At 59.6% G+C, this 12,735-nt stretch carries 11 protein-coding genes; 10 read left to right on the forward strand and 1 reads right to left on the reverse strand.

What is annotated here, in order from left to right:
• Positions 1–179 precede the first annotated feature (179 nt).
• A complete protein-coding gene (gene kynU / locus ACVDG9_RS03250; protein WP_447237284.1) occupies positions 180–1,400 on the forward strand; it encodes a kynureninase in 1,221 nt (406 codons plus the stop codon).
• Here the strand turns inward: kynU and ACVDG9_RS03255 are convergent.
• Positions 1,393–3,471: a putative bifunctional diguanylate cyclase/phosphodiesterase gene (locus tag ACVDG9_RS03255; RefSeq protein WP_447237285.1), complete on the reverse strand. Its 2,079-nt coding sequence runs from the start codon at positions 3,469–3,471 to the stop codon at positions 1,393–1,395. The genes kynU and ACVDG9_RS03255 overlap by 8 nt on opposite strands.
• A gap of 427 nt (positions 3,472–3,898) precedes the next feature.
• On the opposite strand from ACVDG9_RS03255, the gene kynB reads away from it, so the two are divergent.
• The 9 genes from kynB to ACVDG9_RS03300 all read left to right on the forward strand — a co-directional run bounded on the left by kynB (position 3,899) and on the right by ACVDG9_RS03300 (position 12,584).
• The gene (gene kynB, locus ACVDG9_RS03260; RefSeq protein ID WP_447237286.1) at positions 3,899–4,528 is read left to right on the forward strand and encodes an arylformamidase; all 630 of its coding nucleotides are present in this window, start codon (positions 3,899–3,901) and stop codon (positions 4,526–4,528) included.
• A 69-nt stretch (positions 4,529–4,597) separates the two neighbouring features.
• Positions 4,598–5,368: an ABC transporter ATP-binding protein gene (locus ACVDG9_RS03265; protein WP_447237287.1), complete on the forward strand. Its 771-nt coding sequence runs from the start codon at positions 4,598–4,600 to the stop codon at positions 5,366–5,368.
• Positions 5,365–6,072 carry an ABC transporter ATP-binding protein gene (locus tag ACVDG9_RS03270; RefSeq protein WP_023002231.1) on the forward strand — a complete coding sequence of 236 codons (708 nt, stop codon included), beginning with the start codon at positions 5,365–5,367 and terminating at the stop codon, positions 6,070–6,072. Before ACVDG9_RS03265 ends, ACVDG9_RS03270 begins: the two co-directional genes overlap by 4 nt.
• A 5-nt stretch (positions 6,073–6,077) precedes the next feature.
• Positions 6,078–6,950, forward strand: a complete 873-nt coding sequence (locus ACVDG9_RS03275; protein WP_023002230.1) for a branched-chain amino acid ABC transporter permease — start codon at positions 6,078–6,080, stop codon at positions 6,948–6,950.
• A 15-nt stretch (positions 6,951–6,965) separates the two neighbouring features.
• The gene (locus ACVDG9_RS03280; RefSeq protein WP_447237288.1) at positions 6,966–7,952 is read left to right on the forward strand and encodes a branched-chain amino acid ABC transporter permease; all 987 of its coding nucleotides are present in this window, start codon (positions 6,966–6,968) and stop codon (positions 7,950–7,952) included.
• Positions 7,953–8,045: 93 nt separating this feature from the next.
• Positions 8,046–9,251: an ABC transporter substrate-binding protein gene (locus ACVDG9_RS03285; protein WP_055657548.1), complete on the forward strand. Its 1,206-nt coding sequence runs from the start codon at positions 8,046–8,048 to the stop codon at positions 9,249–9,251.
• Between the two features lie 320 nt (positions 9,252–9,571).
• Positions 9,572–10,750: a BaiN/RdsA family NAD(P)/FAD-dependent oxidoreductase gene (locus ACVDG9_RS03290; RefSeq protein WP_447237289.1), complete on the forward strand. Its 1,179-nt coding sequence runs from the start codon at positions 9,572–9,574 to the stop codon at positions 10,748–10,750.
• A 200-nt stretch (positions 10,751–10,950) separates the two neighbouring features.
• On the forward strand, positions 10,951–12,018 hold the full coding sequence (locus tag ACVDG9_RS03295) for a LacI family DNA-binding transcriptional regulator (protein ID WP_447237290.1): 1,068 nt from the start codon (positions 10,951–10,953) through the stop codon (positions 12,016–12,018).
• 101 nt (positions 12,019–12,119) lie between these two features.
• Positions 12,120–12,584, forward strand: a complete 465-nt coding sequence (locus tag ACVDG9_RS03300) for an Rrf2 family transcriptional regulator (RefSeq protein WP_075283567.1) — start codon at positions 12,120–12,122, stop codon at positions 12,582–12,584.
• Positions 12,585–12,735: the final 151 nt, after the last annotated feature.

Raw genomic sequence — 12,735 nt, forward strand, 5'->3', positions numbered from 1 at the left:
GGATGTCCTCCATTCAAACGGGCATTTTTGTGTTATTTGCGACATGCGGCTGAAACAGACGTTTTCCCGTGCGGGTTAGAACCGGATCAAACGGTTCGCGGAAACAGTTGTTTGCGAAATGCCCCTTTGATAGCGTGCCGCTTCCTTTCAAATGCAACTATCCGACACAAGAGCTACTCATGACCTCGCAGCACCCGGCCGACACGGCAGATGTTCTGGCTTCCAAAAAACAGGCGTTTCAGATCCCCGACGGGGTCATCTATCTGGATGGCAATTCGCTTGGTGTGCTGCCGAAACACGTGCCTGCCCGCATTGCGCAGGTCATCAACGAGGAATGGGGCAACAGCCTGATCCGGGCCTGGAACACCCACAGCTGGATCGACCTTCCCGCCCGTACGGGCGACCGCATCGGCAAGTTGATCGGCGCACCGGCCGGGACGGTCGTCGCCTGCGACAGCACCTCTGTCAATGTGTTCAAGGTCCTTTCCGCAGCCCTGGCGCTGCGGCCGAAGCGTAAGGTCATCCTATCCGACAACGGCAACTTCCCGACCGATCTATATGTCGCCTCCGGCCTGAAGCAATTGCTCGACAAGGGACATGAACTGAAGGTTGTCGATCCGGAAGCGGTGAAGGACGCCATTGGTGAAGACGTGGCGGTGGTGATGCTGACGCAGGTCGACTACCGCACCGGCCGGGTTCATGACATGGCGGATATCACCCGCGTGGCCCATGAAGCAGGTGCCCTGGCGATGTGGGACCTTGCCCACTCTGCCGGTGCGATCCCGGTCGATCTTCACGGGGCTGGAGCGGATTTTGCCGTTGGTTGCGGATACAAGTATCTGAATGGAGGCCCGGGTGCTCCGGCATTTCTGTATGTCGCGCCCGAGCACCAGGACAAGGTCACCTCGCCGCTGACCGGCTGGATGGGGCATGAGGCCCCCTTTGCGTTCGATCTCGACTACCGGCCGGTTTCCGGCATCAGCCGGATGACGGTCGGCACGCCGGCCATTCTTGCGCTTTCGAGCCTTCATGCGGCCCTTGATGTCTTCGAGGATGTCGACATGGCGGACATCCGCCGCAAGTCCGTTTCACTCAGCGAGTTGTTCATCGCTGAAGTCGAGGCCAAGTGCCCGCAACTGGAACTGGCCAGCCCGCGGGATCCGAATGCCCGCGGCAGCCAGGTCTCGTTCCGCTTCAAGGAAGGTTACGCCGTCATGCAGGCGCTGATCGACCGCGGCGTGATCGGTGATTTTCGGGCACCTGACGTGATGCGCTTCGGCTTCACGCCGCTGTACCTGTCGCATCAGGACATTGTCGATGCGGTTGAGATCCTGAAGGATATTCTGGATACGGAAAGCTGGAACCGGCCGGAGTTCAAGACCCGCGCAAAGGTCACATAGCCGCGACGCGAACCTGTGCCTGCAGCATGTCGATAAACTGCTGTTCGGGCACCGGTTTGGAATAGAGGAAGCCCTGGAAACGGTTGCAGCCGTTTTCAGACAGCCAGGCCCGCTGTTCAACGGTTTCCACCCCTTCGGCGACAACGCTGGCATCAAGCGCTGATGCCAGCGACAGGATCAGCTTCACGATGGCACCGCCGGTGGCAATGTCGTTCATGAACATCCGGTCGATCTTGATACCGTCGATCGGATAGTTGTGCAGATAGGCAAGGTTGGAATAGCCGGTGCCGAAATCGTCGATAACGATCCGGTAGCCGGCGGCTTTCAGCTTCGTCAGGGATTCGTAGGCATGCGGAATATCGCCAAGCAGAACGCTTTCGGTGATTTCCAGCGAGATGTCGTTTGCATTGCAGCCGGTTTCCTTCGGCAGGCTCTGCATGCGTGCAACAAAGGTGGGGTCCGAAAGCTGCTTGGGTGAGACGTTCATCGACAGCGGTACGGAAACGTTCAGCAGCTTGAGCCCGGACTGCATGTAGGCAACATTCCGGCTGACCCAGGTGCCGATCTCGTTGATGAGGCCCGTTTCCTCGGCAACCGGCACGAAGTCATCGGGACTGACCAGGCCTTTTTCGGGGTGCTGCCAGCGCAACAGGGCCTCGGCGCCGACAACACGCTGGGTGCGGGTGCAGGCAATCGGCTGGTAATACAGCAGGAATTCATTCTCGCGGATTGCCCGTTCGAGATCCTTCTTCAGGGACATGTGCTTGTCCCGGAGTTTGCGCATGAATTCCTTGTAGCGGACGCATTTGTTCTTCCGCTCCGACTTGGCCTGGTAAAGCGCAAGGTCCGCATGACGCATGAGCTGGTCGATGTCCGTACCGTCGGCCGGATAATGGGCATAGCCGATGCTCAGCCCGACATGACGAGGCTTGCCCTCAATCAGATGTGGACTGGTAAAGGCCTGCAGCAGTGCCTGTCCGAACCAGTCCGGTCGCGGGGTTTCGGGCGAGGACAGGTGGCAGATCAGAAATTCGTCGCCGCCAAGACGCGCGACAATGTCGTTGTTTCCGGCCAGATCCTTCAGTTTGGATGCAACAAGCTGCAGAAGATGGTCGCCTGCAGCATGGCCAAGCGTGTCGTTGACCATCTTGAAGTCGTCCAGATCCACGAGATAAAGCGTTGCGATCAGATTGTTGTCCTTCGCAGTCTGCCTCACATGCGACAGGCGTTCCTTCAGATAGGTCCGGTTCGACAGTCCTGTCAGCGCATCATGGCTCGCAAGATACTGGGCGCGTTCCTTGGTCTGGTGAAGCTCCGTGACATCGATCTCGCTCAGCAGAAAGGCAGGCTTTCCTGTTACGGCGTCATGGCAGCGGCGGATGGTGATTTCGTGCCAGCGCAGGCCGTCGCTCGTCCGGACCTCCGCCACGAACTTGGTCGTGGCTTTTTCCGTGAGGACGCCCATCACGTTCTTGGCGAGCACCTGATCGATGAAATGATCCCACAAGGTGCACGCGAGATCGGTGCAAGCTGCCCTCGCGGCCGTGTTGCGGTAAAGAGGTTGCCCGTCTTCGGAGAACAGCGAGATCATCACCGTGGTGTGCATCAGCGCTTCGGCGCTTCGGAGCGTTTCCGGCTGTTGCTCGTGATGCGGACGGCCTTCGCACAGCAGCGCCATACGACCGTCATTCAGCCGGATGCCGCTCATGACAACCTGCAGGACCTGAGCCTTGCCATTCGGATAGAGTGTCCAGATCTCCGAAAAGCTCACGTCATGCTTGGTGAAATCCTGCTGGTACTGCCGCAGGCGCTGTTCCACCGAATGGGACATGTCCGAGCCCATGTCGCGTGCCCGCAGCTCTTCCAGCGATTCGGCATCGGTAATCTCAAGCGCCTTGCGATTGGCCCACACAATACATTTCTCGTCGAAATCGAAAATCCAGATACCGGTGTCGAGACGATCGTAAATCGAAAAGATCAGCTCCTGATCCACCCTGCCGTCATCGAGTGTAAAAGGCAGGGACGCTTTCCTTTTTTCGGTTGCCCGCTGCGTCTGGGAAAGATCGGACATGTGTGACAGGGTCGTTCTCCGGGATGAACGCATTCGAAATCAAAAATCATGACGGACGAAGCCGCCAGTTCGTGTCTGGCAACGCAAATTTGCAACTTTGCAGAAGTGTAAGGAACGTGAATATATCATTCAATTTAAAATCGGGAAAACCGCTGACAAACTTAACGAGATCTGGTGATACTTTCAGTTTCTGAATTTAGAATAGTGCCGATAGATAAAACTTGCATCAAACGCCAACAGATTGTTGCGCGACACCTTGGATGCCGGATTTGAGCTTCCCCCGATTGCAAAAGGCCGTATCGCGCTGGTTTTGCGCCAGCTGACTGCCTGTCGCCGGCGTGTCCGCTCAGCTTTACAACACTTGCCAGCCATGGTTGTTTCAAACTGTCTGAAACGCGGCAATTGCCCTTCAGCAGGATATTTCAAGATGACGGATCTGTTCGACATCACGCCGCCCGTTCGACCGGGTATGGCGGTCTATCCCGGCGACGCGCCTTATCGCAGCTCCTGGACGGCGACGATCTCAGAGGACTGCCCGGTGAATGTCGGCGAGTTTTCCATGTCGAGCCATTGCGGAGCCCATGCCGATGCACCCCTGCACTACGACCCTGACGGTCTGACGATCGATCAGCTTGATCTGCATGATTTCGTCGGACCGGCCCGGCTGATCGATGCACGCGGTTCCGGTCCGCTTTGCCAGCCCGGAGAGCTGGAAGCGTTCCTTGAAGGCTGCCCGTCCCGAGTGCTTGTGCGGCTTGCCGAAGAACAAGACGTTACGGTCTGGCCGGCAGGCTACAGGGCTCTGGCACCGGAAACGATGAGTCTGCTGGCGGACGCCGGTGTCAAATTGATCGGCGTGGATGTGCCCTCCGTCGACCCGGATCCTTCCGAAACCCTGCCCAGTCACGGGATCGCCCGTTCCCGTGACATGCTAATTCTGGAAAATCTTGCTCTTTCTGCGGTGGAACCCGGTGATTATGAGTTGATTGCGCTGCCAATGAAGTTAGAAGGGCTGGACGCCGCGCCGGTTCGGGCCATTTTGCGCCCGCTCCGCTAATTCCGGGAAACGGGAAAGCGCGGCCGGAATAAGAAAAAGACTGACCGTTGGGAGCGGCAAGGAGCGTGAATGCTGGAGCTTGATCAGCTCGTTATGGATTTCAGCGGATTCCGGGCGGTGAATGGCTGCTCGTTCCGCGTCGAGGAAGGCAGTATCACCGGATTGATCGGCCCGAACGGGGCTGGCAAGACGACGCTTTTCAACCTGATCGCAGGGGCACTGCAACCGACAAGCGGACGCATCCGGTTTCTGGGCGAGGACGTCACCAGCCTGGCCAGCCATGAGCTGTTTCAAAAGGGACTGGTGCGGACATTCCAGATCCCGCATGAATTTCACAAGCTGACGGCGCTGGAAAACCTGATGATGGTGCCGCCGTCTCAGCCGGGCGAAAGCCTGTTTTCCAATTGGCTCGCCTGGGGGCGGGTGAAGGCTGCCGAGGCCGAGGTCGAGAAAAAGGCCTATGAGACCCTGGCGTTCCTGGAGCTGACGCACGTCGCGCACGAGCCGGCCGGCAACCTTTCCGGTGGCCAGAAGAAGCTTCTGGAACTGGGCCGCACCATGATGACCGATGCCAGACTTGTGCTGCTCGACGAACCGGCGGCAGGCGTCAATCGCACCCTGCTGCGCAAGCTCGAGACCAAGATCGAGATCCTGAACAAGGAGCGCGGCTACACGTTTATCCTGATCGAACATGACATGGAAATGATCGAGAAACTCTGCGATCCCGTTGTGTGCATGGCCGAGGGCAGGGTGTTGATCCAGGGCGATTTCCAGACCGTGCGGTCCAATCCTCAGGTGCTGGAAGCCTATTTGGGCGAAACCACGGGAGATGCCGCATGACTGCGCTTCTTTCCATGGACGGCATTACCGGAGGCTACGGTGACGCCGACATCCTTCAGGACGTCTCCATGCATGTGGATGCGGACGAGATCGTCGTCATCGTCGGCCCGAATGGTGCCGGCAAGTCCACAGCCATGAAATCCGTTTTCGGTCTCCTGACCATCCGCGGCGGCCGCATGCTGTTCGACGGCGACGACATCACCAGTTGGGCTCCCAACCGCATCGTCCAGCGCGGCATCTGCTATGTCCCGCAGGTCGACAACATTTTCCGCGAGATGTCGATCCACGAGAACCTGGAAATGGGCGGCTTTCTGAAGAAGGGCGACCTCAGCGCTGCTTATGACCGGGTCTACACCCTGTTTCCGGACCTGAAGGAACGCCGCAAGACGCTTGCAGGGTCCCTGTCGGGCGGGCAGCGGCAGATGGTGGCGATGGGCCGGGCGCTGATGCTCGATCCGAAGCTTCTGCTTCTCGACGAACCGACCGCCGGGCTTTCGCCTAAATACATGGAACAGATCTTCCAGATCTGCCGGGACGTGCGCGACACCGGTGTCGCCATTCTCCTGGTGGAGCAGCACGCCAAGCAGGCGCTTGCCTTTGCCGACCGGGGCTATGTCCTGGCCGCCGGCAAGAACCGCCACGAAGGCAGCGGTGCCGACCTCTTGGCCGACCGTGAAGTCGCTGAAATGTTCCTGGGGGGCTGAGCGGTATGGATTTTCTTGAGCTCATCAATTTCTACGTCATTCCGGGCATCGTGCTCGGCTCGATCTATGCACTTGGCGCCGTTGGCATCACGCTGATCTTCGCCATCCTGCGCTACGCCCATCTGGCGCATGGTGATCTGGCGACGCTTGGTGCCTTCATTGCGCTGGCGGTTGTCACCGGTCTTGGCGTCTCGCCACTGCTGGCCCTGCCGATCGCCATCATCGCAACCGCCGCCGTTGCCGTCGGCATCGACAAGGTGTTCTATGAACATCTGCGCGAGCGGCCGAAAATCGTCACTGTGATGGCTTCGCTCGGCATAGCGCTGATGATCCGCGCCGTGGTGCAGGTGGTCTGGGGTGTCGATACGGAAACCTATTCACGCGGCATCGTCCGTCCGGAAAATTATTTCGGCCTGCGCATCCGTGACCGCGAAATCCTGACGGTCATCGCCATGCTCGCGCTTGTCGGCGGACTGCAGCTGTTCCTGACCCGCTCCAAGTGGGGCAAGGCCATGCGCGCCATGTCGGACAACCCCAATCTGGCTTTGCTCTCTGGCATCGACAACAAGAAGGTCGTGATGCTGACCTGGGTGATCGCAGGTGGTCTGTGTGCCGCCTCCGGTGTCTTCCTCGGCCTCAACACGGAACTGAAGTCGCTGATGGGCTGGCAGATGCTGCTGCCGATGTTCGCTGCCGCCATCCTGGGCGGGGTCGGCCGGATCGAGGGGGCCGTGCTTGGCGGGTTGATCGTCGGCATTGCCGAGGAGTTGTCGGTTCTGGTGATCCCGAGCGAATACAAGGCCGCAATGGCCTTCGCCATCCTGTTGTTCATGCTGCTTGTGCGCCCGACCGGGCTGCTCAAGGGCAAAGTGCTATAAGGGGAGGGAGAGAAAATGGAATATCTCGGTCTTCTCAACTACGCCCTCTTCATGGCGATCTTCATCGGCATCTACGCGCTGCTGGCGCTGGGGCTCAACATTCAGTGGGGCTTTGCCGGTCTGTTCAACGCCGGCATCGCCGGGTTCTTCGCAGTTGGCGCTTATACCTCCGCGATTCTGACGACAGAACATGCCGACGGCCGTATCGGCGGCTTTGACATGCCGTTCTTCGTCGGCTGGATAGGAGCGATGCTTGCCGCAGCTCTCGTGGCCTGGCCTATCGGCAAGATCTGTCTGCGGTTCCGCTCCGACTATCTGGCGATTGCCTCCATCGGGATTGCGGAAATCATTCGACTTGTGGTCAAGTCCGAACCGGTGCTGACCAATGGTGCCCGCGGTATTTCCGGTATTCCGCGCCCGGCGGCGGAGTTTCCGTCACTGGCGCAGGAAAGCGCCTACATGGCGTCTCAGGCTGCCTATCTTGGCATTGTCATCGTCGTTCTGATTGCGGCTTACCTGCTGGTCGAGCGTCAGTTCAACGCGCCCTGGGGTCGCATGATGCGCGCCATCCGCGACAATGAAGGCGCCGCCAAGGCCATGGGCAAGGATGTCGAGTTCCGCCGCCTGCAGGCCTTCATTTTCGGCTCGGCCCTGATGGGGTTGGGTGGAGCGCTGTTCGCGCATTTCAACCGCTCGATCACCCCGGAAGCCATCGACCCGATGGTCGCGACCTTCCTGGTCTGGATCATGCTGATCCTTGGAGGCTCCGGCAACAACCGCGGCGCCATTCTGGGAGCTGCGGTGGTCTGGATCATCTGGTCGATGTCGGAAATCGCAACTGACCGCCTGCCGACGGAATATGCCATCCAGGCCAAATATATTCGCCTGTTCCTGATCGGCCTGATGCTGCAGCTGGTGCTGCGCTTCCGGCCGGAAGGCCTGCTGCCGGAACCGCTGAGAGGCGACCGGCGTGCAACAAGATCCGGTGCGGATCACACTTAGATCCGTTCCTCAGGCTAGCTTCCCGGTATCGGGAGGCGGAGCCTCGAAAATCCAAAGTCCCGGCGAAGACCGGAATAATGAGGAGGTACTTTGATGAAAACCAAGATTCTCGCGCTTGCAGCCGGTCTGATGACCGCAACCGCGCTAGCATCCGTGCCGGCAAAGGCCGATGTCAAGATCGGCTTGCTCGGTGGCATCTCCGGCCCGATCGCAGCCATGGCTCCGGCCATGATCGACGCCGCGCAGTTGGCCTTTCAGCAGGTCAACGAGCAGGGCGGCATCGGCGATGGCGAAAAGCTGGTCGGTGTTGTCGGCGACAGCGCCTGCAATCCGCAGAACGGCACTGACGCCGCAACCAAGGCCGTGAACATCGAAGGCGTCATCGGCGTCGTCGGTCCGCATTGCTCGGGCGCGGTTCTGGCTGCAGCCGGTTCCGTTACCATTCCGGCTGGTATCACCATGATCACGCCGTCCGGCACCTCGCCGGAAATCTCCACCCTCGACGACAAGGGCACCGTGTTCCGCACCGTGCCGTCCGACGACTATCAGGGCCGTGCACTGGCACGTACCCTGAAGGAGCAGGGCTACGAGAAGGTCGCCGTCGCTTACCTCAACAACGACTACGGCACCGGTCTTGCCAATGCGTTCAAGGCGGAATTCGTCGATGAACTCAGCGGTGAAATCACCCAGTTCGCAGCGCATGAGGAAGGCAAGGCCTCCTACCGTTCCAACCTTGCCGAACTCGCCAAGGGCGGCGCGGACACGCTGGTGATCTTCGACTACGGCGACGGCACCGGCCTCACCATCCTGCGTCAGGCTCTCGAAAACGGCTTCTTCGACAAGTTCGTCGGCGGCGACGGTATGAAGTCCGAAGCAGTCATCAACGAGCTGGGTGCCGAAAACCTGGCCACCTTTGTTTCGTCCTCGCCGGTTGGCGAACAGTCCGAATCCCTCGACATCTTCAACGAAGCCTTCAAGGGCATCGGCGGCGATCCGGATGCGATCTTTGCCACCACCTCCTATGACGCGGCGTTCCTGCTGGCACTGGCGGTCGAAAAGGCCGGCGGCAAGAAGGAAGACGTTGCAGCGGCAATGGCCGAAGTCTCCAACGGCGAAGGTGAAGCGATCCGTCCGGGCGAGTGGAAGAAGGCCAAGGAACTGATCGCAGCCGGCACGGCCATCGACTACAAGGGCGCAGCCGGCGACCACAACTTCGATGAAAAGGGCGACGTCCCGGGCACCTACGCCCTTTGGGAAGTCGGTGCAAATGGCTTCGAAGTCCTGACCGAAATGAAATAAGCGACTTCGCAAGAAGCGTTTTTAAGAGACCGGCGACCTGAAAGGGCCGCCGGTTTTTCTGTTTCCATCGCTTCGATTCCCCGTCATTCCGGACAAGTGAGGCAAAGCCGAACGCAGATCCGGAAACCAGACTTATTTCGCGCGCACGCGGGGTGGCTTCCTTTTCTGTCAAACAAGTGTTCCCTCATGCTCACGCTTACGCACTGGGTTCCGGATCGGCGCGCAGCATTGGCTGCGCTTGTCCGGAAAGACGGAGGGGTAGAGAAAACAAGCTCACATCTCCCTTACCCCCTCCCGAAATTCCCGCTATACACCCCGCCATGCGTGATCTGGATGTTCTTGTGCTTGGTGGCGGTGCCGCGGGGCTGATGTGTGCGATTGAGGCGGCAAAGCGCGGGCGCAAGGTGCTCGTGATCGACCATGCCAAAAACCCGGCGGAGAAAATTCGCATTTCCGGCGGGGGGCGCTGCAACTTCACGAATATTCATTGTTCGCCGGCTAATTTTCTCTCGCAGAACCCGAGGTTCTGTGTGTCGGCGCTGAAGCGCTATACCCAGCAGGACTTCCTGAAACTGGTCGAAAAGCACCGCATTTCCTGGCACGAGAAGACACTCGGCCAGCTCTTTTGCGACAACAGCGCCAAGGACATCATCCGGATGCTGCTGGCCGAGCTGGAAGCGGCCGGGGGCACGTTACAGCTGGAAACGGACATCAAGGCGATTGAAAAACCCGACGACCGGTTTTCCGTGTCAACGTCCAAGGGGCCGTTGCGGGCGGCATCGCTTGTTGTGGCGACAGGCGGGCCTTCGATCCCCAAGATGGGCGCGAGCGGCTTCGGCTATGATCTGGCCAAGCGCTTCGGCCACAACGTAATTGCCCCGCGCGCGGCGCTGGTGCCGCTGACCTTTTCCGATACCAACAAGGAACTGTGCGGCCGGCTTGCCGGTGTTTCGGTGGATGCGATCGTTTCGTTCCAGAAGACGTCGTTTCGCGAAGGCCTGCTCTTCACGCATCGGGGTCTGTCCGGGCCGTCGGTGCTGCAGATTTCGTCCTACTGGCAGGAAGGCAAGCCCATCTCGGTGAACCTGTCTCCCGAGGCCGACGTCTTCGAAGCCCTGCGGCAAGCCCGCCAGGACAACCCGAAACAGGATTTGAAGACCGCACTGGGGGGACTGCTGCCCAACAGGCTGGCTGACGAACTTTCGCAGGCGTTTGCCCTGAAAGGCCGTCTGGCCGACCAGTCGGACAAGGTCCTGCGCCGGGCGGCAGAACAGTTGAACCGCTGGCAGCTGACGCCGGTCGGCACGGAAGGCTACCGCACGGCGGAAGTCACGCTTGGTGGCGTGGACACGAAGGAACTCTCCTCCAAGACCATGGAAAGCACGAAGGTGCCGGGCCTCTATTTCATCGGTGAGGTGGTCGATGTCACCGGCCATCTCGGCGGCTTCAATTTCCAGTGGGCCTGGTCGTCCGGTCATGCCGCCGGGCAGGTGGCCTGAGTTTCGTAATCATCAATTGGTAGAAGACTTTGCGCGGCGCAGCATTTTTTGATGATCGCCCCTCAAAGCTGGTTATAGTGGCTTGAAAGAAGGCTTGGAACCAAGCCGCTCTTTCACCGTTGCCTTGAGTGTCCTCTTCCCGCGGAAAAGGTCTGTGCCGGTGCGAAGTAACGGCAAATGGCTGACGTCCGGGGGGATGAATGAAGCGCGTAACGATCCACGATGTGGCCGAAACAGCGGGTGTCAGCCTGGCAACGGTTGATCGTGTCCTCAACGGGCGGCCGGGTGTCCGGAAGGTCACCATCGAAAAGGTCAAGCAGGCCGTCGAGGCGCTCAACTACAAACCGGATGTCTTTGCCGCCGGACTTGCCAAGAAACGGGTCTACCGTCTGCACTTCCTCATTCCAAATGGCCCCAACGCCTTCATGGAAGACCTGACCCGCGAAGCCTTGTCCCACGCCGAAACCATGAGCGGTGACCGCATGCATGTGCATGTCGAGCCCATCGACGCCTTCGACGGGCACAGGGTGGCCGGTACGCTTGCGATCCTCGACCGCTCGCAGTGCGACGGTGTCGCGGTGGTCGCGCCCGCGTTCCCGGAGGTTCAGGCAGCCATCGACCGGCTGCAGGACAGGGGAGTGCCCGTCGTGACGCTGGTCTCCGATCATCCTTCCTCCAGCCGCCAGCATTTTGTCGGCATCGACAACGTCGCCGCCGGGCGCACCGCCGGACGGTTGCTCGGTCGCTTCCTGCCCAGATCCCCGGCCAAAGTCGCCATCATTGCCGGATCGCTCGGCCTTCGCGATCATGCGGAGCGCTATCAGGGCTGCCGGGCGGTCATCGAGCAGGACTATCCCCATCTGGACTTACTGAAGGTGCGTGAGGGGAGGGACGACAACGCCCGCAATGCGGACCTGATGCGAAAGCTTCTTGCGGAACATCCCGATCTTGCCGGGCTCTACAATATCGGCGCGGGCAACCGCGGCACGATTGCGGCCCTGAAGGAAAGCGGCCGCAGCCAGGGCATCGTCTTTGTCGGACACGAACTGACGCCCTACACGCGCGAAGCGCTTCAGGACGACGTGCTGGATGCGGTGATCGCGCAGGACCCGGGTCACGAGATCCGCAGCGCCATCCGCGTCCTGAAAGCGCTTTGTGATGGTGTGCCGATCATCGAAGGGCAGGAGCGTATCGGCATCGATGTGTTCCTGAAGGACAATCTGCCCGGGGAACTGGAGCCATCAGACACCGCCGGACGACCTGTCTGATCCCGGCAACTGGGCGTCTTTCCGGCATTCCTGCCAAAAAGTCGCCTCTCACACTCAAATTTTGAATTGACCTTTCAGATCGCGCAGCTCATATCTATGGCATGCGTTTGACACAACAGACAAACTATGCCGTGCGCGCGCTGATGTACTGCGCCGTCAACCCGGACAAACCAAGCAAGGTCGCGGATATCGCGGCCAGCTTCGACATGTCCGAAACCCACCTGTTCAAGATCATGAAGGTTCTGGTCGATGCAAATCTGATCAAGACCATTCGTGGCCGGAACGGCGGGGTCATGCTGGCTCGTCCGGCAGAGAATATTTCGGTTGGCGAAGTTGTCCGCGCCGCCGAGGAAAGCTTCCTTCTTGCCGAATGTTTCGACAGTGGCCGCAAGGATTGCCCGCTCATCATGTCCTGCGGCTTCAATGGCCTGCTGCATGAAGCGCTGGAAGCATTCATGGAAGTTCTGGACGGCAAGTCGATTGCCGACCTTTCGGAAGACCGCTTCGGCATGCGCGATCTCCTGAAGATCGAAATGACCAAGGCTCCGATCGCGGCCAACGCGTAAGGTTTTATCTACGTAAAAAGTTTCGAAGGCGCCACCATCCGGTCGGCGCCTTTTTCGTTTCGTATGTCTCGAAATGTGTCGATTGGTCGGGAAAAGGAAAGGCATGCCACGCGTCTTGCGCGGGCTCTCTCAAAGAAAAGGCCGGGCTGGC

The sequence above is a fragment of the Roseibium sp. RP-7 genome (genome assembly GCF_053005225.1).